This window comes from Streptomyces sp. NPDC058008, from assembly GCF_042886395.1.
Classification (GTDB): Bacteria; Actinomycetota; Actinomycetes; order Streptomycetales; family Streptomycetaceae; genus Streptomyces.
Genome location: NZ_JBHVQX010000029.1, coordinates 76,650 through 100,501 on the forward strand (window position 1 = coordinate 76,650; position 23,852 = coordinate 100,501).

25 protein-coding genes and 1 riboswitch are annotated in these 23,852 nt (G+C 72.3%); of the genes, 12 read left to right on the forward strand and 13 right to left on the reverse strand.

Annotated elements, in window-relative coordinates; all coding sequences use genetic code 11:
• Nucleotides 1-87 precede the first annotated feature (87 nt).
• The 4 genes from ACFVS9_RS26220 to ACFVS9_RS26235 all read left to right on the forward strand — a co-directional run bounded on the left by ACFVS9_RS26220 (nucleotide 88) and on the right by ACFVS9_RS26235 (nucleotide 5,123).
• Nucleotides 88-1,404, forward strand: coding sequence for an amidohydrolase family protein (locus ACFVS9_RS26220; protein ID WP_389935990.1), 1,317 nt, complete (start codon nucleotides 88-90; stop codon nucleotides 1,402-1,404).
• Nucleotides 1,401-2,978, forward strand: coding sequence for an AbgT family transporter (locus tag ACFVS9_RS26225; RefSeq protein ID WP_383114735.1), 1,578 nt, complete (start codon nucleotides 1,401-1,403; stop codon nucleotides 2,976-2,978). The genes ACFVS9_RS26220 and ACFVS9_RS26225 overlap by 4 nt, the downstream gene beginning before the upstream one ends.
• A 321-nt stretch (nucleotides 2,979-3,299) precedes the next feature.
• Nucleotides 3,300-4,010: a lysophospholipid acyltransferase family protein gene (locus tag ACFVS9_RS26230; RefSeq protein ID WP_383114734.1), complete on the forward strand. Its 711-nt coding sequence runs from the start codon at nucleotides 3,300-3,302 to the stop codon at nucleotides 4,008-4,010.
• A gap of 66 nt (nucleotides 4,011-4,076) precedes the next feature.
• Nucleotides 4,077-5,123, forward strand: a complete 1,047-nt coding sequence (locus ACFVS9_RS26235) for an NAD-dependent epimerase/dehydratase family protein (protein ID WP_389935993.1) — start codon at nucleotides 4,077-4,079, stop codon at nucleotides 5,121-5,123.
• Nucleotides 5,124-5,181: 58 nt separating this feature from the next.
• Here the strand turns inward: ACFVS9_RS26235 and ACFVS9_RS26240 are convergent, their stop codons facing one another.
• From ACFVS9_RS26240 to ACFVS9_RS26275, 8 genes are all read right to left on the reverse strand, one after another.
• Nucleotides 5,182-6,744, reverse strand: coding sequence for an alpha/beta hydrolase (locus ACFVS9_RS26240; RefSeq protein WP_389936027.1), 1,563 nt, complete (start codon nucleotides 6,742-6,744; stop codon nucleotides 5,182-5,184).
• A gap of 169 nt (nucleotides 6,745-6,913) precedes the next feature.
• Nucleotides 6,914-7,699, reverse strand: coding sequence for an urease accessory protein UreD (locus ACFVS9_RS26245; protein ID WP_389935996.1), 786 nt, complete (start codon nucleotides 7,697-7,699; stop codon nucleotides 6,914-6,916).
• Nucleotides 7,696-8,373 carry an urease accessory protein UreG gene (gene ureG, locus ACFVS9_RS26250; RefSeq protein WP_383114731.1) on the reverse strand — a complete coding sequence of 226 codons (678 nt, stop codon included), beginning with the start codon at nucleotides 8,371-8,373 and terminating at the stop codon, nucleotides 7,696-7,698. The genes ACFVS9_RS26245 and ureG overlap by 4 nt, the downstream gene beginning before the upstream one ends.
• Before the next feature lie 41 nt (nucleotides 8,374-8,414).
• Nucleotides 8,415-9,080 carry an urease accessory protein UreF gene (locus ACFVS9_RS26255; RefSeq protein ID WP_389935999.1) on the reverse strand — a complete coding sequence of 222 codons (666 nt, stop codon included), beginning with the start codon at nucleotides 9,078-9,080 and terminating at the stop codon, nucleotides 8,415-8,417.
• Nucleotides 9,081-9,097: 17 nt separating this feature from the next.
• Nucleotides 9,098-10,819 carry an urease subunit alpha gene (locus tag ACFVS9_RS26260; protein ID WP_383114729.1) on the reverse strand — a complete coding sequence of 574 codons (1,722 nt, stop codon included), beginning with the start codon at nucleotides 10,817-10,819 and terminating at the stop codon, nucleotides 9,098-9,100.
• Nucleotides 10,812-11,123: an urease subunit beta gene (locus tag ACFVS9_RS26265; RefSeq protein ID WP_389936002.1), complete on the reverse strand. Its 312-nt coding sequence runs from the start codon at nucleotides 11,121-11,123 to the stop codon at nucleotides 10,812-10,814. The genes ACFVS9_RS26260 and ACFVS9_RS26265 overlap by 8 nt, the downstream gene beginning before the upstream one ends.
• 14 nt (nucleotides 11,124-11,137) lie before the next feature.
• Complete coding sequence (locus ACFVS9_RS26270) at nucleotides 11,138-11,440, reverse strand: urease subunit gamma (RefSeq protein WP_383114727.1); 303 nt, start codon at nucleotides 11,438-11,440, stop codon at nucleotides 11,138-11,140.
• A 1,286-nt stretch (nucleotides 11,441-12,726) separates the two neighbouring features.
• A complete protein-coding gene (locus ACFVS9_RS26275) occupies nucleotides 12,727-13,035 on the reverse strand; it encodes a type II toxin-antitoxin system Phd/YefM family antitoxin (RefSeq protein WP_383114726.1) in 309 nt (102 codons plus the stop codon).
• Nucleotides 13,036-13,120: 85 nt separating this feature from the next.
• Between ACFVS9_RS26275 and ACFVS9_RS26280 the strand changes: the two genes are divergently transcribed.
• The 3 genes from ACFVS9_RS26280 to ACFVS9_RS26290 all read left to right on the forward strand — a co-directional run bounded on the left by ACFVS9_RS26280 (nucleotide 13,121) and on the right by ACFVS9_RS26290 (nucleotide 15,084).
• A complete protein-coding gene (locus tag ACFVS9_RS26280; RefSeq protein WP_389936006.1) occupies nucleotides 13,121-13,756 on the forward strand; it encodes an ATP-dependent Clp protease proteolytic subunit in 636 nt (211 codons plus the stop codon).
• 7 nt (nucleotides 13,757-13,763) lie between these two features.
• On the forward strand, nucleotides 13,764-14,072 hold the full coding sequence (locus ACFVS9_RS26285; RefSeq protein WP_383114724.1) for a hypothetical protein: 309 nt from the start codon (nucleotides 13,764-13,766) through the stop codon (nucleotides 14,070-14,072).
• A 341-nt stretch (nucleotides 14,073-14,413) separates the two neighbouring features.
• A riboswitch (cyclic di-AMP (ydaO/yuaA leader) is annotated at nucleotides 14,414-14,610 on the forward strand.
• Between the two features lie 3 nt (nucleotides 14,611-14,613).
• Nucleotides 14,614-15,084 carry a C40 family peptidase gene (locus ACFVS9_RS26290; protein WP_383114723.1) on the forward strand — a complete coding sequence of 157 codons (471 nt, stop codon included), beginning with the start codon at nucleotides 14,614-14,616 and terminating at the stop codon, nucleotides 15,082-15,084.
• Nucleotides 15,085-15,102: 18 nt separating this feature from the next.
• On the opposite strand, the gene ACFVS9_RS26295 is transcribed toward ACFVS9_RS26290, so the two are convergent.
• Nucleotides 15,103-15,741 (reverse strand): LysE family translocator, encoded by a 639-nt coding sequence (locus ACFVS9_RS26295; RefSeq protein WP_389936009.1) that lies wholly within the window; start codon nucleotides 15,739-15,741, stop codon nucleotides 15,103-15,105.
• Between the two features lie 72 nt (nucleotides 15,742-15,813).
• Here ACFVS9_RS26295 and ACFVS9_RS26300 point away from each other — a divergent pair, with 72 nt between their 5' ends.
• Nucleotides 15,814-16,728, forward strand: a complete 915-nt coding sequence (locus tag ACFVS9_RS26300) for a LysR family transcriptional regulator (RefSeq protein ID WP_383114721.1) — start codon at nucleotides 15,814-15,816, stop codon at nucleotides 16,726-16,728.
• Between the two features lie 87 nt (nucleotides 16,729-16,815).
• Here ACFVS9_RS26300 and ACFVS9_RS26305 read toward each other — a convergent pair whose 3' ends face one another.
• Nucleotides 16,816-17,247: an ATP-binding protein gene (locus ACFVS9_RS26305; protein ID WP_383114720.1), complete on the reverse strand. Its 432-nt coding sequence runs from the start codon at nucleotides 17,245-17,247 to the stop codon at nucleotides 16,816-16,818.
• Nucleotides 17,248-17,590: 343 nt separating this feature from the next.
• Nucleotides 17,591-18,739: an 8-amino-7-oxononanoate synthase gene (locus ACFVS9_RS26310; protein WP_389936013.1), complete on the reverse strand. Its 1,149-nt coding sequence runs from the start codon at nucleotides 18,737-18,739 to the stop codon at nucleotides 17,591-17,593.
• A gap of 144 nt (nucleotides 18,740-18,883) precedes the next feature.
• Here ACFVS9_RS26310 and bioB point away from each other — a divergent pair, with 144 nt between their 5' ends.
• From bioB to ACFVS9_RS26330, 4 genes are all read left to right on the forward strand, one after another.
• Nucleotides 18,884-20,062 carry a biotin synthase BioB gene (gene bioB / locus ACFVS9_RS26315; RefSeq protein ID WP_383114718.1) on the forward strand — a complete coding sequence of 393 codons (1,179 nt, stop codon included), beginning with the start codon at nucleotides 18,884-18,886 and terminating at the stop codon, nucleotides 20,060-20,062.
• Nucleotides 20,055-21,359 (forward strand): adenosylmethionine--8-amino-7-oxononanoate transaminase, encoded by a 1,305-nt coding sequence (locus ACFVS9_RS26320; RefSeq protein WP_389936016.1) that lies wholly within the window; start codon nucleotides 20,055-20,057, stop codon nucleotides 21,357-21,359. The genes bioB and ACFVS9_RS26320 overlap by 8 nt, the downstream gene beginning before the upstream one ends.
• Before the next feature lies 1 nt (nucleotide 21,360).
• Nucleotides 21,361-22,050, forward strand: coding sequence for a dethiobiotin synthase (gene bioD, locus ACFVS9_RS26325; protein WP_383114716.1), 690 nt, complete (start codon nucleotides 21,361-21,363; stop codon nucleotides 22,048-22,050).
• Nucleotides 22,051-22,119: 69 nt separating this feature from the next.
• Nucleotides 22,120-22,815, forward strand: coding sequence for a class I SAM-dependent methyltransferase (locus ACFVS9_RS26330; protein ID WP_389936020.1), 696 nt, complete (start codon nucleotides 22,120-22,122; stop codon nucleotides 22,813-22,815).
• A gap of 132 nt (nucleotides 22,816-22,947) precedes the next feature.
• Here the strand turns inward: ACFVS9_RS26330 and ACFVS9_RS26335 are convergent, their stop codons facing one another.
• Nucleotides 22,948-23,319, reverse strand: a complete 372-nt coding sequence (locus ACFVS9_RS26335; RefSeq protein ID WP_383114714.1) for a fic family toxin-antitoxin system, toxin component — start codon at nucleotides 23,317-23,319, stop codon at nucleotides 22,948-22,950.
• Nucleotides 23,316-23,543, reverse strand: a complete 228-nt coding sequence (locus ACFVS9_RS26340) for a hypothetical protein (protein ID WP_014157595.1) — start codon at nucleotides 23,541-23,543, stop codon at nucleotides 23,316-23,318. Before ACFVS9_RS26340 ends, ACFVS9_RS26335 begins: the two co-directional genes overlap by 4 nt.
• Nucleotides 23,544-23,852 lie beyond the last annotated feature (309 nt).

The window sequence follows — 23,852 nt, forward strand, 5'->3', positions numbered from 1 at the left end:
TGGCCGAATCCTGCGTCCGATGAGAGCCCGTGTCCGGTTCCGGCGATTTTACGGGCGCGTAATTCCGGTTCTGGAAGGTAGGTCGCCATGAGTACTCCCCCTCCTTCCCCCGTGCCCTCCGCGCCCGTCCTGCCCGCGGCCGCCTCGCTGCGCCTGACCGGCGCCCGGCTGATCGACGGCACCGGTGCGCGGCCGGTCGCCGACGCCGTGATCGACGTGGACGACCGCGGTGTGATCGTCCACGCCGGGCCCGCCGCCACCGCTCCCCCGGCACCCGCCCGCGCCCGTACCGTCGATGTCGCGGGCCGGACGGTGCTTCCCGGATTTGTCGACGCCCACGTCCATCTCGGCGTCGAGTCGGCGCGGCACATGGTGCGGCGCTTCTCCGAGGACCCCGCGCTGGAGGTCTTCCGCACCGCTTCCCGGCTGCGCGTCACACTGGACGCCGGTATCACCACCGCCCGTGACCTGGGCGGACTGTCCGCCGGGTTCCGTGAGGCGGTCGCCCAGGGTCTGACGGCCGGCCCCCGGCTGCACACCGCGGTACGCATCCTCAGCCACACCGGGGGCCACGCCGACTTCCACACGGACTGCGGCTTCGACACCAGCGCCGGCATGGGCGAGGTCGCCGACACGCCTGACGAGGTGCGCCTGGCGGTCCGCAGGCTGCTGCGGTCCGGGGCCGACGTGATCAAGATCTGCGCCACCGGCGGCATGTCCAGCCCGTACGACCAGCCCGACGACGAAGGCCTCACCGTCGAGGAGATCCGGGCGGTCGTGGAGGAGGCCGACCGGCACGGAGGCCGGCCCGTAGCCGCCCACGCGCAGGGCACGGCAGGCATCCTCAACGCCGTACGCGGCGGTGTCACGAGCGTCGAGCACGGCTACGGCATGACCGCACAGGCCAGGGAACTCGCCGGGGAGCGGGGGGTGTTCCTCGTGCCGACCCTGTCCACGGTGTTCGACGGCATCGACAGGGCCACCATGGAGCCCTTCCACTACGAGAAGAAGCTGCGCTGGTCGGACATCACCCGCACCAACATAGCCGCGGCCATCGCCGACGGGATGAAGATCGCCATGGGCACCGACTCGGCGATGGTGCCGCACGGACGGAACCTGCGCGAGCTGCTCCATCTGACGTCCCTGGGGATGACGCCGCTCCAGGCCATCACCGCCGGCACCCTCACGGCCGCCCGGCTCCTCGGCCTCGACGACCGCGTCGGCACCCTGGAGAAGGGGAAGGAGGCCGACCTGGTGGTGTGCGACGGGGACCCGCTCGCCGACGTCTCGGTGCTCGCCGACCCGTCCCGTGTCGTCCTCGTCGCGCAGCGCGGAGCCGTACGGAAGGACCTGCTGACGGACGCGGCCGGCGGGCGCCCGGACGCGGGGGCGGTGAGCCGGTGACCTCTCGGACCGGAACCCCCTCCCCCGCCGGGGGCGGCGCACTTCTCGACAGGGTGCTGGGCGGCATCGAACGTGCGGGCAACAAGCTCCCGCACCCCGTCGTGCTGTTCCTGTGCCTCTTCGCCGTCCTGGGCGTCATCTCCACCGCCCTGGCCGCGGCCGGGGCCACGGTGACGGTGCCGGGCGACGACGAAGTCCTCGAAGTGAAGGGCCTGTTCACCGGTGAGGGGATCACCTGGCTGCTGGAGAACTTCATCCCCAACTTCACCGGCTTCCCGTCCCTGGGCACCGTGCTGCTCATGATGGCCGCCGTCGGGGTCGCCGAGCGCACGGGGATGCTGGAGACGGCCGTCCGTGTCTCCATCGGGCGGGCCCCCAAGGCGTTGCTGCCGTATCTCGTGGCGTTCGTCGCCGCGCAGGGCCACCTGATGAGCGACGTGGCGATCCTCATCATCCCGCCGCTGGCCGCGCTCGTCTTCAAGGGCGCCGGCCGCAACCCGATCGCCGGTCTGATCGGCGGCTTCGCGTGCGTGTGCGCCGGTTACGCGGCGGGCTTCTCCATCGGTGCGCTGGACGCCCTCTACACGGGCATCACGGAGCAGGCGGCGGCCGTCCTGCCGGGCGGGGAGGACGCGCCCACGCACATCCTCATCAACTACTTCTTCACCGCCGCGGCGAGCGTCGTCCTCGCCCTCATCGGCGGCTTCCTCATCGACCGCGTGCTGGAACCGCGGCTGCCCGCCGCGGTGGAGGCGTCACCGGCGGGCGAGGACGAGGCCGAGGACGGCGGCTACCGGCCGACCCTGGAGGTCACCCCGACGGAACGCCGCGGCCTCCGGTTCGCCGGGCTGTCCGTCCTGGTGTACGCGGCGGTGGTCGTCGTCTGCTGGCTCCTGCCGGGCTCGGCGCTGCGGGGCGAGGGCGGTGCGCTGGTGCCCTCCCCCGTGCTGACCGGCATCGTGCCCCTGCTGTTCGTCGCCTTCCTCATCGCGGGCGTCGTCCACGGCAAGGTCACCGGCAAGGTCCGCAAGGCCGGCGACGTGCCGGAGATGATGGCCGAGTCCATCACCGGCATGTCCGCGTACATCGTGCTGATCCTGGTCATCGCGCAGGTCATCGGCGTCTTCGACTGGTCGAACGTCGGCACGCTGCTGGCCGTGAAGGGCGCCGGGCTCCTGGAGTCGGCGGGACTCACGGGCTTCACGGGGCTGGCCCTGTTCGTCCTGCTGGTGTGTGTGCTGAACCTGTTCGTGACCTCGGGATCGGCGCTGTGGTCACTGGTGGCCCCGGTCTTCGTACCCGCGTTCATGCTCATCGGACTCGAACCGGCCGTCACGCAGGCGGCGTTCCGCATCGGCGACTCGGCGACACAGATGATCACCCCGCTGAATCCGTACGTCTTCCTGATGCTCATCATCCTGCGCCGCTACGAACCCGACGCGAAGCTGGGGACGATCCTCTCCCGGCTCTTCGTCTTCGTCGTCCCCTTCCTGGTGGCCTGGCTGATCGCCCTGGGTGTCTTCTACGGTTTCGACCTGCCGCTCGGGCCGGGCGCGGACATCCACCGGGACTGACCTCCCGGGACGTACGAGGAGCGGCGGACGTCGGAAGGGTCCTCCGGGAGCGGCCGGAGGGCCCTTCCGCATGCCCGCGGGCGGCCTTGCGTTCCCGGTCCGCACGACTGCCCGGATTCCGCCGGAACAGGGCTACGATCGACCGCCGGGGAGGAGCGTTCCCGCGGGTCGTCGGCTGATGCCCCGTCAACTGATCCGGCGAGAAGCGGGTACCCGTCCGGGGAGGCCGGCCCGTCGGCGGGCCGGCCGGGTACGACCACCCGATCCGCGAACCGGCGGAACGCGGCCGGCAGCCCGGTCCGGAAGGCTAGGAGAGAAGCTGTGTTCTATTACGTCCTGAAGTTCGTCGTACTGGGCCCGCTGCTCCGGCTGGTGTTCCGCCCCCGTATCGAAGGGCTCGAACACATCCCCGACGACGGGGCTGCCATCGTCGCGGGCAACCACCTCTCCTTCTCCGACCACTTCCTGATGCCCGCGATCCTCAAGCGCCGCATCACGTTCCTGGCGAAGGCGGAGTACTTCACCGGCCCCGGCGTCAAGGGCAGGCTGACCGCGGCGTTCTTCCACAGCATCGGGCAGATCCCGGTGGACCGGTCCGGCAAGGAGGCGGGGCAGGCGGCGATCCGCGAGGGGCTGGGGGTGCTCGGCAAGGGGGAACTGCTGGGCATCTATCCGGAGGGCACCCGCTCGCACGACGGACGGCTGTACAAGGGCAAGGTCGGCGTCGCGGTGATGGCGATCAGGGCGGGGGTCCCGGTCATCCCCTGCGCGATGGTCGGCACGTTCGAGATCCAGCCGCCCGGACAGAAGGTGCCCAAGGTCAAGCGGGTCACGATCCGGTTCGGGGAACCGCTGGACTTCTCCCGGTACGCCGGCCTGGAGGACCAGAAGGCGGCGATCCGGGCGGTCACGGACGAGATCATGTACGCGATCCTCGGCCTCTCCGGGCAGGAGTACGTGGACGAGTACGCGGCCAAGGCGAAGGCGGCGTCGGCCGAGGGGCCCGAGAAGTCCCCCCGGCGGCCGCGCTGAGCGGGGAATCTGCTCTCGGCCGACATCCCTTGTTCCGGTGGCCGGGGCGGCCCTAGCGTTCTCCGCATGAGCAGAGGACGAGCGTTCGTACTGGGTGCCACGGGGCAGATCGGACGGCCCGCGGTGCGGGCCCTGGCCGGGGACGGCTGGGAGGTGACCGCCGCTTCCCGGGGAGGCGGCCGGGACGCCTCCTGGGGCGAGGGTGTGCGTACCGTCGCACTGGACCGTGAGGAGGAGGGCGCCCTGGCGGCCGCGCTCGGCGACGGCTGCGACGTCCTGGTCGACATGGTCGCCTTCGGCCGGAAGCACACGGCGCAGCTGACGGGACTGTCGGACCGCGTCGGCTCGGCGGTGGTCATCTCCAGCGGCGCGGTGTACGAGGACGGCCGGGGCCGCAGTTTCGACACGCAGGGCGAACCGGACGGCTTCCCGGAGTACCCGGTGCCGATCCAGGAGACGCAGCGCACGGTGGCCGCCGGGGACACGACGTACGGGAGGCGGAAGGTCGCGCTGGAGCAGGACCTGCTCGCGGCCGGTGACGCGCTGCCGGTGACACTGCTGCGTGCGGGCGCGGTGCACGGGGAGCACGGTCGCGTGCCGCGCGAGCTGTACTTCGTCAAACGCCTGCTGGACGGGCGCGCACGGCGGGTCCTCGCCTACGGCGGGGAGAGCCGCTTCCATCCGGTGCACACGTCCAACCTCGCCGAGCTGGTACGCCTGGCCGCCCTGCGGCCGGCCTCCCGGGCGCTGAACGCGGGTGACCCGCAGGCCCCGACCGTCGCCGAGATCGGAGCGGCCGTCGACGGGGTGCTCGGTGCGGAGACCGAGACGGTGCTGGTCGCGGGCGCGCCGCCGGAGGGGGGTGTCGGGGAGACCCCGTGGACCGCACCGCACTCCGTCGTCTACGACATGTCGGCCGCGGAACGCGAGCTGGGCTACCGCCCGGTGACGGGGTACGCGGAGTCGCTGCCGCGGACCGTGGCATGGCTCGCCGAGCGGCTCGACGGGCGCGACTGGCGGGAGGCCTTCCCGAAGATGGCGAGCTCCTACGGGACGCTCTTCGACTACGCCGCGGAGGACGCCTGGCTGGAGCGGTACGACGGAAAGGCGTGAGCGGGGTGAGCGGACGGCCGCCGGTCGTCATCGGCCGCCCGCTCACGTCAGGTGGTGATCAGGGCTTCGGCGTGGCGTGCGGGGTGCACGTCACATCGCTCCGGTCGGTCTGCCCCGTGAGCAGGTAGGTGTCCACCCGCTCGTTGACGCAGGGGTTGACCAGGCCCGTGACACCGTGCGATCCGGCGCCCTTCTCGGTGATGAGACGGGAGCCCTTGAAACGCTTGTGCAGCTCGACGGCGCCCTCGTACGGAGTGGCGGCGTCGCGCGTGGACTGCACGATCAGCACCGGGGGAAGACCCTTGCCCGTGCGGACGTCGAGCGGCGTCCGCTGCTTGGACGGCCAGGTCGCACAGGGCAGGTTCATCCAGGCGTTGGCCCAGGTCATGAATGGGTATTCCTTGTGCAGCCGGGTGTTGTCGCGGTCCCACTTCTTCCAGCTGGTGGGCCACTTGGCGTCCGCGCACTCGACGGCCGTGTACACGGCGTTGCCGTTCTCCGAGCTGATGTTGCCCGCGGTGTCCGACAGGTCGGGTGCCGCGGCGTCGATCAGCGCCTGGGTGTCACCGGCCAGGTAGTCGCTCCAGATCCGGGCGGTGGGCGCCCAGGCGGAGTCGTAGTACGGCGCGCTCTGGAAGAATCCGATGAGCTCGGCGGGGCCGACGACGCCACCGATCGGGTTCTTCTTGGCCGCGGCCCGCAGCGTGAGCCACGCCTGCTCGACCTTCGCCGGTGTGTCACCGATGTGGTAGGCGGCGTCGTTCTCGGCGACCCACGCCTTCCAGTCGTTCCAGCGGGTCTGGAAGGCGATGTCCTGGTTGAGGTTGGCCTCGTACCAGATGTTGTCCTTCGCGGGGTTGACCACGCTGTCGACGACCATGCGGCGCACGTGCGACGGGAAGAGCGTGCCGTAGACCGCGCCCAGGTAGGTGCCGTAGGAGACGCCCAGGAAGTTGAGCTTCTTCTCACCGAGCGCGGCGCGGATGACGTCCAGGTCGCGTGCGGTGTTGGGCGTGGTCATGTGCGGCAGCATCGCGCCGCTGCGCTCGGCGCAGCCTGCGGCGTACTCGGCCGCGAGCTTGCGCTGGGCGCGCTTGTCGGCCTCGCTGTCCGGTACCGGATCGGCCTTCGGGGCCTTCACGAACTCCTGCGGGTCGACGCAGGAGATCGGCGCCGAGTGACCGACGCCGCGCGGGTCGAAGCCGACGAAGTCGTACGCCTTCGCGGCCTTCGTCCAGAGCGGGTTCTTGGTGACGATGCGCTTCGGGAACGCCATGCCCGAGCCACCGGGGCCACCGGGGTTGTAGACGAGGGCGCCCTGGCGCTCGCTCCTGGTGCCGGTGCTGACGTGCCGGTCGACCGCGAGCTTGATCTGCTTGCCGTCCGGCTTGCTGTAGTCGAGCGGAACACTCACCCAGCCGCACTGGATGGGTGCGGCGATCGCCCAGTCGGCCGGACAGTCCGTCCAGTCGATTCCGGACTGTGCGGCCCGGGCGGCGGCGATCTGGACTCCGCGTGCCTCCTGGTCGCCGTGGTGCCGGCTGTCGGCACCGGCGGCCGGTGCGGCTATCGCCCCCGCTATGAGCGTGCCCGCGATCAGAGTGCCGGCCGAACCGAGCATCGCTGTGCGTCTCAAGTGGAACCTCCCCCTACGTGATGCGCCGCCGGTGGCGGCGCGTCGGATCGTGCGTCCAGGCGGATCCTTTCGTCTGTGAGGTTGCCGAGAACAGGGCGTACACGTGTTTCTTTACCGAACCAATAACCGGTGCCCGCTGTCCCGCTGAGCGAACTCACGTCCTCCGCGGGGCCTTCGGCTCCTTCAGAAGGTCCTCCAGCGCCTCGTCCAGCACCCCGCGCAGCAGCCGGGCGTCCTCGGCGAGCGCGGTCACCAGGACCGCGGGGCCTGCCAGCGGGGTGAGTGCGGCGGTGGGTCCGAGCAGCCGGGGGGCGGGCGGCCGGTCCTCGAACGCGGGGTCGACGAGGAGCAGTTGTCCGACGGCGCGGTGGCCGCCCAGGACCGCCGGGCCGTCCCAGCCTCCGGGTGCTCCGGGCCCGTACGCCAGTTGCTGGTCGACCAGGAGCCGTCCGGCCCTGCGTACCGTGAGGCGGGTCGAGAGGCGCCCGGTGCGCTCGCCGTGCCGGCCGAGGACCTGTTCCTCCCGGAGCACCAGGCGTGCGGTGGGGGCGAGTTCGGCCCTGGTGGTCAGGTCGAGCGCGCTGCCGGCTGCGGAGACGAGCTGTTCGGGGAGCCAGTGCAGCTCCGCCCCCTCCCCCACGCTCAGCCGTACGTCGTACGAGGCGGGGCCGGCCTCCGGGGTGGCGCCCGGCAGCGCCACGGTGGCCGCCGCCGCGTCCACGGCCAGACGGGCGCCGTCCTCGGCGCGGACCTCGACGGCCAGCCGGTCGCCGCCGAGGGGCGCGCTCATGGCGCCGACCACGGTGACGCGCGCGCGGTCGGGGTCCGGTGACCTGGTCCGGCGCAGGGCGAGCGGTCCCTCGCTCTCGAGCACCGGGAGCACGGTGCGGCCCCGCCGGTCGGCGACGGCCCTGATCCGTGCGGTGGCCGAGACGCTCATGCGGCCCAGTCCGCGAGCCGCTCCCGCACCCAGTCGGCGACGGGCCCGACCCCGTCGGGCCCGGTCAGGGAGGTGAACACGACGGGGAGTCCGCCGCGCTGTGCTGCGGCGTCGCGCGCCATCCGGTCCAGGTCGGAACCGACGTAGGGGGCGAGGTCCGTCTTGTTGACGACGAGCAGGTCCGCGGTGGTGACCCCGGGGCCGCCCTTGCGCGGGATGTCGTCACCGCCCGCGACGTCGATGACGAAGAGCTGGGCGTCGACGAGCCCCTTGGAGAAGGTGGCGGTCAGGTTGTCGCCGCCCGATTCGACGAGGATCAGGTCGAGGGGGCCCACGGAGTCCTCCAGGTCCTCGACCGCTTCGAGGTTGGCGGAGATGTCGTCGCGGATCGCGGTGTGCGGGCAGGCGCCGGTCTCCACGGCCTGGATGCGCTCGGGGGGCAGTACGGCGTTGCGGAGCAGGAAGGCGGCGTCCTCGCGGGTGTAGATGTCGTTGGTGACCACGGCGATGGAGTACCGGTCGCGCAGGGCGCGGCACAGGGCGGCGACGGTGGCGGTCTTGCCCGATCCGACGGGGCCGCCGAGGCCGACGCGCAGGGCGCGGCGGGTGCCGTCGGGGCGTGCCGCGTCGGCGCTGACGGCTGCGGGTCCGTGGTGTGCGTGGTCGAGGTGCATGGGTGCGGCTCCTGGTGGTGACGGGCGGAGGGGATCGGGGTTCAGGACGCGAACAGGCGCACCGGCCAGGCCGCGTGGGCCTCGGCGGAGATGTCGAGCAGCGGGGCGGAGGCGGCCGGCAGCGCGTCGATGCCGCGCAGCGCCGCCTCGGCGGCCTGTTCGGCGACCTGGTCGAGGGCGGGGGTGAGCCGGGCGAGGACGGCGGTGGCCTCGAAGGGGTCCAGGGACAGCAGGCGGACGACCGCGGTGGCCGGTCCGCTGACCGTCTCGTAGGCGACGCAGTGGGCGGCGTCGGAGGGGCCCAGGCCCGCGGCGCGTGCGGTGAGGCCGAGCACGACGGGCTGGTGGGCTCCGCGTGGACGGGCGGCGGCGAGCGCGGCCAGTTCGGGGCTGGGCCAGGTGGCGCGCGCCGCCCGCATCAGCTGCCGTCCGAGCTTGCGGGCGACAGCCCTCAGCGCGGGCGAGGGCGTCCGGGCGTCGGCGGCGTCGTCGAGGGCGAGCGGGTCCAGTCCGTGGGCGGCCGCCGCGGCGAGGGCGGCGGCGGTGAGCCCGGTGGTGTGGAGCCGGCCCAGGCAGAAGGCCTCCAGGTCCTGGGCGTCGCGGATGTGCCCCGCCTTGACGGCCGGTTCGGCGCCTCCCGAGTGGGCGTGGCCACCGGCGGGGAACCGGCCGTCGGCGAGGACGAGCAGGGCTGCGCGCGTCGTCATGAAGTGCTGTCCTGACCTCAGAAGAGGAAGTACCGCTGAGCCATGGGGAGTTCGGCGGCGGGGGCGGGTTCGACGGGATCGCCGTCGATGGTGACGGCGAAGCTGTCGGGGTCGACCTCGACCCGGGGCAGGGCGTCGTTCTCGCGCATGTCCGCCTTCGTGACGCCCCGGGTGCTGGTGATCGGCACGAACGCCTTGCCCAGCCCCAGCCGCTCCGGCAGCCCGGCGCCGATGGCGGCCGAGGACACGAAGTTGAGGGAGTTGGAGGCGGGGGCCCGGCCCACGGCGCCGAACATGGGGCGCGGCAGGACCGGTTGCGGGGTGGGGATGGAGGCGTTGGCGTCGCCCATCTGCGCGTAGGCGATCTGGCCGCCCTTGATCACGGTCTGCGGCTTGACGCCGAAGAAGGCCGGGTCCCACAGCACGAGGTCGGCGAGCTTGCCGGACTCGACGGAGCCGATCTCCCGGTCCAGGCCTTGGGCCACCGCCGGGTTGATGGTGTATTTGGCGACGTAGCGGCGGGCCCGGTGGTTGTCGGCCGCCCCGTCCCCCGGCAGGGCGCCGCGGCGCCGCTTCATCACGTGGGCGGTCTGCCAGGTACGCAGGATCACTTCGCCGATCCGGCCCATCGCCTGGGAGTCGGAGGAGATGATCGAGATGGCTCCGAGGTCGTGGAGGATGTCCTCGGCCGCGATCGTCGAGGGCCTGATCCGGGACTCGGCGAAGGCGAGGTCCTCCGGCACCGTCGGGTTGAGGTGATGACAGACCATCAGCATGTCGAGGTGTTCCTCGATCGTGTTGACGGTGTGCGGCCGGGTGGGGTTGGTGGAGCTGGGCAGGACGTAGGGCTCCGAGACCACGCTGATGATGTCCGGTGCGTGTCCGCCGCCCGCGCCTTCGGTGTGGTACGCGTGGATGGACCGTCCCGCGATGGCGGCCAGCGTGTCGGCGACGAACCCGGCCTCGTTGAGGGTGTCCGTGTGGATGGCGAGCTGGGCGCCCGTCTCCTCGCACACGCTCAGGCAGGCGTCGATCACGGCGGGGGTCGCGCCCCAGTCCTCGTGGATCTTGAATCCCAGGGCGCCGGAGCGCAGTTGGGAGTGCATGGCCTCGCGGGACATCGTGTTGCCCTTGCCCAGCAGGCCGATGTTGACCGGGTAGCCGTCGAGAGCCTCGAACATCCGGGCGAGGTGCCAGGGGCCGGGGGTGATCGTCGTGGCCTTGGTCCCTTCGGCCGGGCCCGTGCCGCCGCCGACGAGTGTGGTGATCCCGGAGGAGAGCGCCTGGTCGATGAGGGTCGGCGAGATGAAGTGGACGTGTGCGTCGATGGCGCCGGCGGTGACGAACTTGCCGTTGCCCGCGATGATCTCGGTCTCCGGCCCGATGACCAGGTCGGGGTGGACCCCGTCCATGGTGTCCGGGTTCCCGGCCTTGCCGATCCCGGTGATCCGGCCGTCCCGGATGCCGATGTCCGCCTTGACGATGCCCCAGTGGTCGATGATGACGGCGCCGGTGATGACGGTGTCGGGTGCGCCTTCGGCGCGCGTGGTACGGGCCTGCCCCATCGATTCCCGGATCACCTTGCCACCGCCGAACACGGCTTCGTCACCCGCCCGTCCGGGGCCGCCCGACCGGTCCTCCTCGATCTCGACGACGAGGTCGGTGTCCGCGAGCCGGATGCGGTCGCCGGTGGTGGGCCCGAACAGGTCGGCGTACACGGGGCGGCTGAGCTCAGGCATCGAGGGGACCTCCGGTGTCGCCGCGCAGTCCGGGGACGATGCGCAGGCCTGCGATCGGGACGAGTTCGACATCGACGGGGATCCCGGGCTCGAAGCGCACGGCGGTTCCGGCGGCGATGTTCAGCCGCAGCCCGTGGGCGGCACGGCGGTCGAAGTCCAGGCCGGTGTTGGCCTCGGCGAAGTGGTAGTGCGAGCCGACCTGGACGGGGCGGTCCGCGGCGTTGAGGACGGTGATACGGGTGACGGGGCGCCCCTCGTTGAACGGCACCGGCTCCTGGGCGTACAGGATCTCTCCGGGAATCATCGGCTGCTCCCCCGTCAGACGATCGGCTCGTGGACGGTGACCAGCTTGGTGCCGTCCGGGAAGGTGGCCTCGACCTGGACGTCGTGGATCATCTCCGGGATGCCCTCCATGACGTCCTCGCGGGTGAGGACCTTCCGGCCGGATGCCATCAGCTCGGCGACGGTGCGGCCGTCGCGGGCGCCTTCCAGCAGGTGCGAGGTGATCAGCGCGACGGCCTCGGGGTGGTTCAGCCGCAGCCCGCGCGCCCTGCGCTTCTCGGCGACATCGGCTGCCACGTGGATGAGCAGGCGTTCCTGTTCGTGCGGAGTCAGTTGCACGCTTCCACCCTCTTCGTCTTCCGCCCGGTACCGGCCCCGGGCGCAGCGGGACCCTATCCCGCCTTCAACACTCTGTTGAAGAACGAAGGGGTTTCCGCGGCCAGGTATTGCACGTTAGGGCGGAAGTTTTTCCGGCGCGTTAACTGATCTTTTGCGGATCCATGGATATCGGGCCGCACAACCCGCCCCGGGCGCCTCGGCCCTTCTCCCCGAACAGGGCCCGCCCCACGGCACGTCCAGGGCCGTGGGGATCCGGGTGCGGGCGATGTCGCCGTCAGGCGTCCCCGTCGGCGGCAGCCCGGCCGTGCGGCACCTGTGGACGGCTCCGCCAGGGACGCCATCCGCCCACGCGCCCGACACGGACCGTCCGCCGCCCATGACCCCGGACGCATCAGGAGAACGAGCACGGCGGCGCACCGCCCCCGCCGGCCTCTCGCGGCACGGGGCGGGCTCCGCAGCCCTCCCGGGAACGCGCGGCGCCGCTTGGCGTCGGCGGTGACCGCGGTCAGGGCGTCATGGTGCGGCCCTTGCGGGCGATCACCGTCCCACGCCTTTCGATCGGCGCGGGCACGCCTCCGCCATCGGTCCTTCCCGCGACGCGGCGGAGGTGCACGAGAGGGACCGGGCACAGGTCGTATACGGGGTCACGCCCACCGAAAAGCCCCTGCGCCGGACGGGGTCGCCCCGACCACCCGGGGCCGCCAACCGCCGGAGCAGGGGGCACACGAGCCGCGCGATACCGCAGCCGGAGCGAGCGGACCCGCAATCGGGACGGGGGACATGACCCGCACGACGCCGCGCCCGGAGCGAACGAACCCGAGACCGGGGCGGGGGCGACACGACCCGCACGACGTCATGCCCGAGGCGAGGGCGATACGACCCGCGCGGCGCCACACCCGAAACCAGCGGGCTCGCGACCTGGACCGAGGCCACGCGAGCCGCGCGCCGCCACGCCCGGGGCGAACGGCCCCCCGCGACCGGGGCGAGGGCGGTACCACCCCGCACGACACCACGCCCGAATCCAGCGGGCCCGCGATCCGGGCGGTCGTCAGCGCCCGGCATCCACCCGCTACCGGCCGCACAGCACCGTCGCGCCCCAGCCCGGCCGGTGGGTCCACCGCCACCCGTACCGCTCACGGCCCACAACGGGCCGACCCGAACAGACCGCGCCGGGCGCTTATCCCACCGGCCGTCATCTCGGCGGCCGGAACCGGCCGCCGTCCAGCGGTCCCGGCGGTCCCGGCGATCCCGGCTCGCGCACCGGCCGGACCTCACGCCGGTGCGCGTCAGCTGTCCCGCTCCTCGTGGCCACCGCGGTGCTCCGCGGCGATGCCGAAGCGGTGCCGTTCGCCAGGGGCGGACGACACGGAGCGCAGCGAGGACACCGAGCTGATCACCTGCTCCTCACCGGCGGCGGCCGCCTCCCGCGCCTCGGCCTCTTCGCTCTCGAGTCGTTGCAGGTCAGCGGCGGATACCAGGGCGACCAGCGGCTTTCCGTGCCGCGTCACCACCACGCGTTCGCCCCCGTAGACGACGCGGTTGATCAGTTCGGCGAGCTCCGCCCGGGCTTGCGTCACCGGAATCTCGTAGGCCATGACCCCATTCTAACCTTCTGTACGTCCTGTACATTTTTTACGTACTCCGCTTCCACGCAGCAGAGGTTCGAGGAAAGGCATCGCCATGTTCCGTCCCGCCGCCCGCTACGTCCTGCCCGAGTTCACCGAACGCACCGCCTACGGATCCCGGAGCATGGATCCGTACGCGAAGCTGCTGTCCGAGCGGATCGTCTTTCTCGGCACACCCGTCGACGACACCGCGGCGAGCGACCTGATCGCGCAGTTCATGTACCTGGAACACGCGGATCCCGACCGGCCGCTGTCCCTCTACATCAACTCTCCCGGCGGATCCTTCAACGCCATGACGGCCGTCTACGACACCATGCGCTTCCTGGCCTGCCAGGTGGAGACCTTCTGCCTGGGGCAGGCCGGCTCGAGCGCCGCCGTCCTGCTCGCGGCCGGGGCTCCCGGGCGCCGACATGCCCTGCCGGGCGCACGGGTAGTCATCCAGCAGCCCGCCCTGGACGAGCCGGTGCGGGGCCAGCCCTCCGATCTCGACATCCAGGCACGTGAGTTGACGCGCGAGCGCGAGCTGCTCACGGCCATGCTGGCCCGCCACACGGGACGTTCGACGCGGGAGATCAGCGCCGACATCGAACGGGACACCATCCTCGACGCCCGGGCCGCCGTGGCGTTCGGACTGGTGGACCACGTCGTGGAGAACCGCACGCCGTCCCAGCCGCCGCATTCCGCGAGGTGAACACCCGATGCGCCCACCCCAGTTCCCGCCGCTTCCCGCACTGACCCGCGCCGAGGCCGAGTTCATCGACTGCTACCTGGAGGTGCTCGACCAGCTCGGCCGCATCAATCCCGCCCGGGGCGGCGACACGTACGGTGCGCTGCGGGCCGCCCAGGCCCTCGCCTCCCGGGCTGTCGGCCTCCGGGAAGCGCTCGTGTCCATGCACGAGCGGGGTGAATCGCAGATCCACGCGGACACCCTGGCCAGAGCGTTGCGCCTGCTGGACGGGGAGCGTCGGGCCGGGCGGGTCGCCGTGCCTCCGCCGCCATCGAGTTGAACGTCCCGGCCCCCGACTCGGCCGCCCCCTTGGCCTTTTCGGGGTGTCTTCACGACACGCCCGGCGGGCCGATGAGTTTCCCTCGCTCGATCAGCGTAGGAGGTCCCCCGCCCGGGGGACAGCCCAACTTGCGCAACCGGCGCGGACGCTGAACGGAATACATCGTTCCGCCGCTGGTACACGGCTGGTCGGGTCCGCGCGCCAGGGCCGCGCGCGGACCGCGTCCACTCGATCGGATCAGTCGTGACGACTCTCACATATCGCACCTTCCGCGAGGAAATCCGGCAGCGCGTGAGTAAAGATCCCTGGGACGACAAGCCCCCGCCACCGCGGCGGGGCGGTCCGGGCGGACGCCGAGTCCTGCCGCCGTCCGGATGCCTGGTCGACAGGAGTGGATCGGCAGGAGTGGAGGACCCGAGCACAACGGGCCGCCCGGACGTCCGGACGGCCCTCGGGGTGAAGCCGCATCACGCGGCCGGGCAACTTCGCCAGCCCGAACCCGACAGGTCATCCTTCACAGGCGGCTGACGAAGGGTTGCGCATGACTGCGCAGGTTCATGTCCCGTCTCTGTTCGCCCGGGTCGGTACGGCCTCGGTTCTGACCTTCGCCGTAGGCACCACCATGCTGGCTCCGGGTCTCGTGAACGACGCCGAAGCCGCCGCCCACTCGACGCAAGCACTGAAGATCGCCGCCTCGAAGAAGGGCGCGCCCTACAGGTGGGGCGCCACGGGCCCGCACCGGTTCGACTGTTCCGGGCTCACGCTCTACTCCTTCAGGAAGGCCGGCAAGAAACTCCCCCGGACGGCCCAGCAGCAGTACAACAAGACCCGCCATATCTCCAGGTCGCAGCGGAAACGCGGCGACCTGGTCTTCTTCCACGCGGGCCGCAGCGTGTACCACGTCGGCATCTACGCGGGCAGCGGGAAGATCTGGCACTCACCGAAGACCGGTGCCGTGGTCCGGCTGGAGAAGATCTGGTCCGGGAACGTCTGGTACGGGAGGGTCCGCTGACCTCCTTCTCCGCCCGGCTCAGCGCAACAGGGGCCCCGTCACCAGCACGAGCCCCAGCGCGGTGAGCGCCGTGCCGCTGCCGCCCTCGATCGCACGGGCGGTACGCGGCCGGCGCAGCCACCGGCCCAGCCGGTCCACCAGCAGCGCCACGGCCGGGAACCAGACGAGCGCGAGCAGCACGACGACCGAGGCCAGCAGCAGGGTCCTGGGCAGGGGCGGCTGCCCGTCGGGGACGAACTGGGGCAGCAGGCTGAGGAAGAGGACGGGTGCCTTCGGGTTGAGGGCGTTGGTCAGGAAACCCTGACGCAGCGATCCCACCGGGGAGGGGGCCCGGGACGGGGCGCCCTCCCCGGCGTCCGCTCCCCCCGCGCTCCGGCGTCGCAGCGCGTACAGCCCGCTGAGGCCGAGGTAGAGCACGTACGCACCGCCGAGCAGCTGGACGGTGCGGAAGAGGACGGGCATCGTCACGAGCACGGCGGCGAGTCCGGCGACGGCCAGCGCGGTGTGCACCAGGAGCCCCCCGGCGACCCCTACCGCGGTGGCCAGCCCCGAGGCCCGGGATGCGAGGGCGTTGCGTACGACCACGGTGAAGTCGGCGCCGGGCAGCGCCACCATTCCGGCCGCCACGGCGACGAAAGCGAGCAGTTGTGCGTCCATGGGTCCACCTTGGACGCTCGGGCCCTTTAGCGTGTACTTGCAATCTTCTGGGTCTGCCAAAAGGAACGCTTAATGTACGACCCGACGCGGCTCGCGGCGCTGGTGGCGGTGGCCGAGGCCGGCTCGATCACACGGGCCGCCGCCCGGCTGGGCTACACCGCGCCCGCCCTCTCGCAGCAGCTGGCCAAGCTGGAGCGGGAAGCGGGAACGGCACTCCTGGTCCGTCACCACCGGGGAGCCCGCCTGACGGCAGCCGGTGAACTGCTGGCGGGCCGGGCCAGGCGCGTGCTCGACGAGATGGACCGGGCACGGCACGAGCTGGCCCGGCTGGCCGGGCTGTCCGGCGGACGGCTCCGGGTCGGTACGTTCGTGACGGCGGGGATCCACCTGCTGCCGCCGGTGCTCACCTCGTTCCGGCGCGCGCACCCCGATGTGGAGCTGGTCGTGACGGACTACGAGCCGCCCGCCGGGGTCGCGGCGGTGGCCGCGGGCGACGTGGACCTGGCACTGAGCCACGCGTACGAGCCCGCGGCCGTCGAGCCGCTGCCCGCAGGACTGGCGGCCGAGCCGCTGCTCACGGAGGAGCTGGTGCTGGTCACCGCGCCCGGGCAGATGCTCTCCGAGGGCAGCGGGCCGCTGCCCGTGGCCGAACTGGCGGGCCGGCCCCTGATCAGCAGCGCGCCCGCCCATCCGCCGCGACGCGGGGTCGAGCGCGCACTCGCGGAGGCGGGGGCCACCCCCGCCGTGGTGTGCGAGTCTCCCGGCTACGCCCTGGTGTGCGCCCTGGTCAGTGCGGGTCTCGGCGTGGCGGTGGTGCCGGAGATGGTGGCCGCGATGTCGCCGACGCCGCTCGCGGTACGGCGCCTGGAGCCCGCGGCCTTCCGGCGGACGATCTCCGTGGTGCACCGGGGGGACCGGAACACCGCTGCGGCAACGACGCTGATGGCGTTGCTGCGCAGCGGCTTCGGCCGGGCCTCGGCCGTGTGAGATACCCGCCGTCCCGCCCGCACCGGAGAGGGCTCGTGCGCCGCCTTCCCGCCCGCACTGCCCGGGGGGAGGGCTCGTACGCCGCCCTCACACCCGCACGGGCACCGGCCAGGGAAGAGTGACCGACACGGTCTTGCCTCCGTCAGGGGTGGGGCTGACGCCGAGCCGGCCGCCGTACTCCTTCGCGAGGGCGCGGACGATGACCATGCCGCGGCCGTTGTCCTGCCGCACCGCCGCGGGGAGCTTCTGGGGCCAGCGGGGGTGACTGTCCGTCACGCCGAGATAGAACTCCGCGTCCCGGTCGAGCCGCAGGTCCACGGTGAAGGTGGGCGACTGCCCGAAGGTGTGCTGCACGGCGTTGGTGGCCAGCTCCGAAACGATCAGCCGAATGGTTTCTGCGGAGTCGGCGTCCTCGGCGAGGCCCCATTCGGCGAGTACCCGGGCCACGTGTCTCCGGGCCGCGGAGACCGAGAGCGGATCGCTCGGCAGAGTGACGGTTGCTTCCTGATGGTCTGCCATGGCGACGCCGTCCCTTCCCGCCCGGGCCGGCCTGCGGGCGGCCCGGATTGTGCTTCGCGCCAGACTGTCACCGATACGGGCCCCGGTGACGGTGATCCCACTGGATAGGTAGATATCTGTCGCTCAAAACGGTGAACTCTGTCGTATACCGCGGTAAGGGACGCACATGCCCCCGGAGTCGGCCGACCACGGCCGGAGGTACGCCGGATCCGGACGGACCGTGCGGGGTGTCCCGGGCGACGCGGCCCTGGCCCTCCCGGGCGACGCGGCCCCGCCCGCTGCCGGGCGACGGCCTGTACGGCCTTGGCGGCCGGACCGCGCCGGCCGCCACCTACCCACCCCGTCAGCTCACGGGCAGGGGCGCCGTCGCGAGGACCGTGCCGACGGCGGTCGCGATCTGCTCCCGCGTCAGGTCGGCCCGGGCGGTGAGCCGCAGCCGTGAGATGCCGTCCGGCACCGACGGCGGGCGGAAGCATCCCACGGCGAGTCCGGCGGCACGGCAGTCGGCGGCCCAGCGCACCGCCGACTCGGCCGAGGGCGCGCGGACGGACACGACGGCCGCGTCGGGGCGTACCGCGGTGAGTCCGGCGGCCGTCAGCCGGTCGTACAGCTCGGTGGCGACCGCACCGGCTCTCGCCGCGCGTCCGGGCTCGCGGCGCAGCAGGCGCAGCGCGCCCAGTGCGGCGCCGACGGCCGCCGGCGCGAGACCGGTGTCGAAGATGAACGTCCGGGCCGTGTTGACCAGGTGGCCGATGACCCGGGCGGGGCCGAGCACCGCTCCCCCCTGGCTGCCGAGTGACTTGGAGAGGGTGAGTGTGGCGACGACGCCCTCGCCGCCGGCGAGTCCGGCGGCGGCCGGCGCGCCACGCCCGCCCTCGCCCAGGACGCCCAGTCCGTGTGCGTCGTCCACGAGCAGGGCGGCGCCGGCCTCGCGGCAGACCTCGGCGAGCCGTGCCAGCGGGGCGGCATCGCCGTCCACCGAGAAGACCGAGTCGGTGACGGCCAGCGCCCGGCCGCCGTGCGTCCGGAACGCCTTCCGTACGGCCTCGGGGTCCGCGTGCGGCACGACGGCGGTGGTGGCGCGGGAGAGCCGGCAGCCGTCGACGATCGAGGCGTGGTTGCCCGCGTCGGACACGATCAGCGAGTCGCGTCCGGTGAGTGCCGTGAGCGCGGCCAGGTTGGCCGCGTAGCCGGAGGAGAACACGAGGGCGGCCTCGAATCCGCAGAACGCCGCCAGTTCGTTCTCGAGTTCGGCGTGCAGTGCGGTGGACCCGGTGACGAGCCGGGATCCCGTGGAACCCGCGCCCCAGGTGCGTGCCGCCGCGGCCGCGGCCGCGGTCACCTCGGGGTTGCGGGTGAGCCCGAGGTAGTCGTTGCTCGCGAGGTCCAGCGGTTCGGTGTCGGCGGTACGGGGGCGCAGCGTCCGGACGAGTCCGGCGCCGGCCCGGTGGCGGGCCTCGTCGTCGATCCAGTCGAACGGGGCGTAGGACATGTGCGGGTCCCTTTTTGTAGGCAGCTCACAGACCCTAACCGGGTGCGCAACAGGCCAGGGTGTGGCAATACCCACAGCATCGGCCGGCTCTACTGTCCGGTTCCTCCTTGGCCGAAGGCGGTGCCGTACGTCAGGATCGACGCCATGGACCTGCTGAACACGCTGGTGGACAAGGGGCTGCGGCGCGAACTGCCGACCCGGGACGAAGCACTCGCCGTACTGGCGACCTCCGACGACGAACTGCTCGATGTGGTGGCCGCGGCCGGAAAGGTACGCCGCCAGTGGTTCGGCCGGCGCGTCAAACTCAACTACCTGGTGAACCTGAAGTCCGGGCTCTGCCCCGAGGACTGCTCGTACTGCTCGCAGCGGCTCGGCTCCAAGGCCGAGATCCTCAAGTACACCTGGCTGAAGCCGGACGAGGCGAAGAAGGCCGCCGCGGCGGGGGTGGCCGGTGGCGCCAAGCGGGTGTGCCTGGTGGCGAGCGGCCGGGGGCCGACCGACCGTGACGTCGACCGGGTGTCGCAGACGATCGAGGCGATCAAGGAGCAGCACGAGGGCGTCGAGGTGTGTGCCTGCCTCGGTCTGCTCTCGGAGGGGCAGGCCGATCGGCTGAGGTCCGCGGGCGCCGACGCGTACAACCACAACCTCAACACCTCGGAGGGGACGTACGGGGACATCACGACCACGCACACGTACGCCGACCGGGTGGACACCGTCCAGCGGGCGCAGGCCGCGGGGCTTTCGGCGTGCTCCGGGCTGATCGCGGGCATGGGCGAGACGGACGCCGACCTGGTGGACGTCGTCTTCTCCCTGCGCGCGCTGGATCCGGACTCGGTGCCGGTGAACTTCCTGATCCCGATGGAGGGGACCCCGCTCGCGAAGGACTGGCACCTCACGCCGCAGCGCTGCCTGCGCATCCTCGCGATGGTCAGGTTCGTCTGCCCGGACGCCGAGGTGCGGCTCGCGGGCGGTCGCGAGGTCCATCTGCGTTCGATGCAGCCGCTCGCCCTGAACCTGGTCAACTCCATCTTCCTGGGCGACTACCTGACCAGTGAGGGCCAGTCGGGACAGACCGACCTCGACATGATCGCGGACGCAGGTTTCGAGGTGGAGGGGGCCGACACGACGACGCTTCCCGAGCACCGCGCACCGGCCGGCGGCTGCGGCTCGCACGAGGGCGGCTGCGCTCCGTGCGGCGACACCGCCGAGGCGGTCCCGGAGGCGCCGGAGGTGCTTGCGGCGCGTACGGATCCGGCGGCGCGTACGGATCTGGTGGCGGTCCGCCGTCGCGGGGCCGGAACGGACCTCGCTCCCAATGCCTGATCGGTTCAGCCCCGCGGAACTCCGCGCCCTGGACCGGGCCCACGTCTGGCACCCCTACGGCCCGATGCCGGGCCGGCAGGAGCCGCTGGTCGTGGAGTCCGCGTCCGGGGTGCGTCTCCGGCTCGCCGAACCGGCCTACGGCCGGGACGAGTTGGTGGACGGCATGTCGTCGTGGTGGTCGGCGGTGCACGGCTACAACCATCCGGTCCTCAACGAGGCCGCCCGCGGCCAACTGGACCGGATGAGCCATGTGATGTTCGGCGGGCTCACGCACGAGCCCGCCGTCCGGCTGGCGACGCGGCTGGTGGAGATCACCCCGGAGCCCCTGCGGCACGTCTTCCTCGCCGATTCGGGATCGGTCTCCGTCGAGGTCGCGGTGAAGATGTGCCTGCAGTACTGGCGCTCGGCGGGGCGGCCCGGCAAGCACCGGCTGATGACCTGGCGCGGCGGTTACCACGGGGACACCTGGCAGCCGATGTCGGTGTGCGACCCGGAGGGCGGGATGCACGAGCTGTGGTCGGGGTCCCTCCTGCGGCAGGTCTTCGCGGACGCCCCACCGGACGGCTTCGACGCCGAGCCGGACGCCGCCTACGCGGCCCATCTGCGCGAACTGGTGGCCACGCACGCCGATGAACTGGCGGCGGTGATCGTGGAGCCCGTGGTGCAGGGGGCGGGCGGGATGCGTTTCCACTCCCCCGCGTATCTGCGGGTGCTCCGCGAGGCGTGCGACGCGCACGACGTGCTGCTGGTCTTCGACGAGATCGCGACCGGGTTCGGCCGTACCGGACAGCTGTTCGCGGCCGGGCACGCAGGTGTGTCACCGGACGTCATGTGCGTCGGCAAGGCACTGACCGGCGGTTATCTGACGCTTGCGGCGACGCTCTGCACCTCACGGGTGGCGGAGGGCATCTCGAGCGGGGACGTGCCGGTGCTGGCGCACGGTCCGACCTTCATGGGCAACCCGCTCGCCTCGGCGGTGGCCTGCGCGTCCGTGGACCTCCTGCTGGGCCAGGACTGGGAGCTGGAGGTGAAGCGGATCGGTGCGGGGCTGCGCCAGGGACTGGCCGAAGCCGCCGCCGTACCGGGTGTACGTGATGTCCGGGTGCTGGGTGCGATCGGGGTCGTCCAGCTCGATCACGAGGTGGACATGGCGGCCGCGACGCGGGCCGCGGTACGCGAGGGTGTGTGGCTGCGGCCGTTCCGGGACCTCGTGTACACGATGCCGCCCTACGTGACGGGCGACGACGACGTGGCACGGATCTGCCGGGCCGTGTGCGCCGCGGCGGAGGAGGGCTGAGATGACGATCCTCGTGGTGAGCGGTACGGGCACCGAGATCGGCAAGACGATCGTGACCGCGGCGGTGGCGGCCGCCTTCCGGGATCTCCGGGTCGCGGTCCTCAAGCCCGCCCAGACGGGTCTCGCCCCCGGCGAACCGGGGGACGCGGCCGAGGTCGCGCGGCTGGCGGGCGCACACGTCACGGCGGTCGAACTGGCCCGTTTCCCGGAGCCGTTGGCGCCCGAGACGGCAGCACGCCGGGCCGGCCTCACCCCCGTACGCCCGTACGAGATCGCCGAGGCGGCCCAGAAGCTGACGACGGAGCACGACCTGGTCCTGGTCGAGGGCGCGGGCGGCCTGCTCGTCCGCTACGACGAGCGGGGTGCCACGCTCGCCGATGCCGCGCGGCTGATGGAGGCGCCCGTGCTGGTGGTGGCACCCGCGGGTCTCGGCACCCTGAACGCCACCGCGCTGACGACGGAGGCCCTGCGGGCGCGGGGGCTCTCGTGTCCCGGAGTGGTCGTGGGCAGCATGCCGGCCGATCCGGACCTGGCCGCACGGTGCAACCTGGACGACCTGCCGGTCTCGGCGGGCGCCCCGCTGCTCGGCGCGGTGCCGGCCGGAGCGGGCGCTCTTGAGCCGGCCGACTTCCAGGCGCGGGCGGCCGGTTGGCTGGCACCGGAGCTCGGTGGGAATCGTCGCCCCGGATGAGCGGCTGAGCGGGCCCGGGGGAGAATCGTAGGAGAGCCGTATCCACGTGCCCTCCGAGGAGGCCCCGTCATGCGTCGGCGCAGCTCACCTGTCCCCCGGGACGCGGTGCACCACCCGGTATTCGCCCGCTTCTACGCACGGCTGAGCGTGACCGCCGACCTCAAGGGGGGTGTGGCGGCCCGCCGCCGGGAACTCCTCAGCGGTCTCTCCGGGCGCGTGATCGAGATCGGCGCGGGCAACGGCCTCAACTTCGCGCACTACCCGGGGACCGTGTCCGAGGTGGTGGCGATCGAACCCGAGCGCGGCCTGCGACAACTCGCGGCCGGGGCGGCGTTCCGGGCGGAGGTGCCGGTCGACGTGGTGCCGGGGACGGCCGAGGCGCTGCCGGTCAAGAGCGAGGCGTTCGACGCGGCGGTGGCCTCACTGGTCCTGTGCACCGTGCGCGACCTGCCCCGGGCGCTCGCGGAGATCGAGCGGGTGCTCAGGCCCGGCGGTGAGCTGCGCTTCTTCGAGCACACCGTGGCCCCCGGCCGGGCACTGGCGACCGTTCAGCGTGCGGCGGACCGCACGCTGTGGCCGCTGCTGTTCGGGGGCTGCCACACGGCGCGGGACACGCCGGCGGCCATCGAGGAGGCCGGCTTCGAGCTGGGGGTGTACCGCAGCTTCCGTATCCCGGAAAAGGGCGTACGGCTGCCGAACTCCCCGTGCGTCCTCGGTGTGGCCCGCCGGTCCGCCGTGGTGGACCGCTCGGCGGCGGCGAGCTGAGGGGCCGCGACGGTCACCGGGTCCGCCGGGGCAGGCGGTCGGGGCGGGTCGGGTCCCCCGGTCAGGCGGTCGGGGCGCTCATCGCCGCGACGAGGCGGGCGGAACCGTTACCGGCTGCCCCGGGCGGAACCGTCACAGACTCCACCGGCGCAGTTCGTCGGCGATGGCCCGCACGTCCGCCTTGCCCTCCTTCACCAGCCGGGCCAGGTCGCGCACCTGCTCGGGAGAAGTGATGACCTTCAGCCCCGAAGCGATGAGGTAGCCGTAGGCGACGGCGGAGGCGAACATCGCGTTGGAGTGTTCGAGGGCGGGCACGTGGAGGAGCAGCTGGAGCATGGCGGCCGCCCTGGAGTGGGGGTCGCTGTAGACGGGGCTGCCGAAGATCTCCGCCTCGTGCCGGCTGACAGCGGCGACGAGCGCACCCCAGTCGACGACCTGCGGATCACCGGGCGTCTTGTGCTCGGCGACCATCAGCAGCCAGGAAAGGTCGATCTGCAGGTTCAACGGGTGCCTTCGCGCTCCGGGCCGAACTCCTCGGCGAACACCGACTCGTACTGCTTCATGAAGTCGGCCGCGGCCTCGACGAAGGTGTGTCCCACCTCGCCCGCATCCTGTTTGACGAGTTCCTCTATGTAGCGGTTCACGCTCATCCCTCGTTGCAGGGCGCGCTGGCGCGCCGCCTCGGCGGTGGCCTCGTCCACTCGAACGTTCAGCTGAGTCTTGGGCACGACCTCAAGCTAGCGCGTCCGCGCTAGCACTCGCAAGGGGAGCAGGGCGGCGCACGGGCAGCATCCGAGGGGCGGCAGAAGCACGGGCGGGAGCGGGCCTTCCGGGCCGCGGAACGAGCGGCTCGACGGCCGCGGGCACGACGCCGGAAGCACACACGCTCCGGCACGCGGACGCGCCGGCGAGACGGCGGGACGGCAGGCGGACGCACTGGCGGGTCCAGCAGGTCCAGCAGGTCCAGCGGGTCCAGCGGGTCCAGCGGGTCCAGCGGGTCCAGCGGGTCCAGCGGGTCCAGCGGGTCCAGCGGGTCC

Coding starts and splice junctions, on each gene's coding strand:
- ACFVS9_RS26220 (WP_389935990.1), top strand. CDS start 88: ATGAGTACTCCCCCTCCTTCCCCCGTGCCCTCCGCGCCCGTCCTGCCC.
- ACFVS9_RS26235 (WP_389935993.1), top strand. CDS start 4,077: ATGAGCAGAGGACGAGCGTTCGTACTGGGTGCCACGGGGCAGATCGGA.
- ACFVS9_RS26240 (WP_389936027.1), bottom strand. CDS start 6,744: ATGCTCGGTTCGGCCGGCACTCTGATCGCGGGCACGCTCATAGCGGGG.
- ACFVS9_RS26245 (WP_389935996.1), bottom strand. CDS start 7,699: ATGAGCGTCTCGGCCACCGCACGGATCAGGGCCGTCGCCGACCGGCGG.
- ureG (WP_383114731.1), bottom strand. CDS start 8,373: ATGCACCTCGACCACGCACACCACGGACCCGCAGCCGTCAGCGCCGAC.
- ACFVS9_RS26255 (WP_389935999.1), bottom strand. CDS start 9,080: ATGACGACGCGCGCAGCCCTGCTCGTCCTCGCCGACGGCCGGTTCCCC.
- ACFVS9_RS26260 (WP_383114729.1), bottom strand. CDS start 10,819: ATGCCTGAGCTCAGCCGCCCCGTGTACGCCGACCTGTTCGGGCCCACC.
- ACFVS9_RS26265 (WP_389936002.1), bottom strand. CDS start 11,123: ATGATTCCCGGAGAGATCCTGTACGCCCAGGAGCCGGTGCCGTTCAAC.
- ACFVS9_RS26275 (WP_383114726.1), bottom strand. CDS start 13,035: ATGGCCTACGAGATTCCGGTGACGCAAGCCCGGGCGGAGCTCGCCGAA.
- ACFVS9_RS26280 (WP_389936006.1), top strand. CDS start 13,121: ATGTTCCGTCCCGCCGCCCGCTACGTCCTGCCCGAGTTCACCGAACGC.
- ACFVS9_RS26285 (WP_383114724.1), top strand. CDS start 13,764: ATGCGCCCACCCCAGTTCCCGCCGCTTCCCGCACTGACCCGCGCCGAG.
- ACFVS9_RS26290 (WP_383114723.1), top strand. CDS start 14,614: ATGACTGCGCAGGTTCATGTCCCGTCTCTGTTCGCCCGGGTCGGTACG.
- ACFVS9_RS26295 (WP_389936009.1), bottom strand. CDS start 15,741: ATGGACGCACAACTGCTCGCTTTCGTCGCCGTGGCGGCCGGAATGGTG.
- ACFVS9_RS26300 (WP_383114721.1), top strand. CDS start 15,814: ATGTACGACCCGACGCGGCTCGCGGCGCTGGTGGCGGTGGCCGAGGCC.
- ACFVS9_RS26305 (WP_383114720.1), bottom strand. CDS start 17,247: ATGGCAGACCATCAGGAAGCAACCGTCACTCTGCCGAGCGATCCGCTC.
- ACFVS9_RS26310 (WP_389936013.1), bottom strand. CDS start 18,739: ATGTCCTACGCCCCGTTCGACTGGATCGACGACGAGGCCCGCCACCGG.
- bioB (WP_383114718.1), top strand. CDS start 18,884: ATGGACCTGCTGAACACGCTGGTGGACAAGGGGCTGCGGCGCGAACTG.
- ACFVS9_RS26320 (WP_389936016.1), top strand. CDS start 20,055: ATGCCTGATCGGTTCAGCCCCGCGGAACTCCGCGCCCTGGACCGGGCC.
- bioD (WP_383114716.1), top strand. CDS start 21,361: ATGACGATCCTCGTGGTGAGCGGTACGGGCACCGAGATCGGCAAGACG.
- ACFVS9_RS26330 (WP_389936020.1), top strand. CDS start 22,120: ATGCGTCGGCGCAGCTCACCTGTCCCCCGGGACGCGGTGCACCACCCG.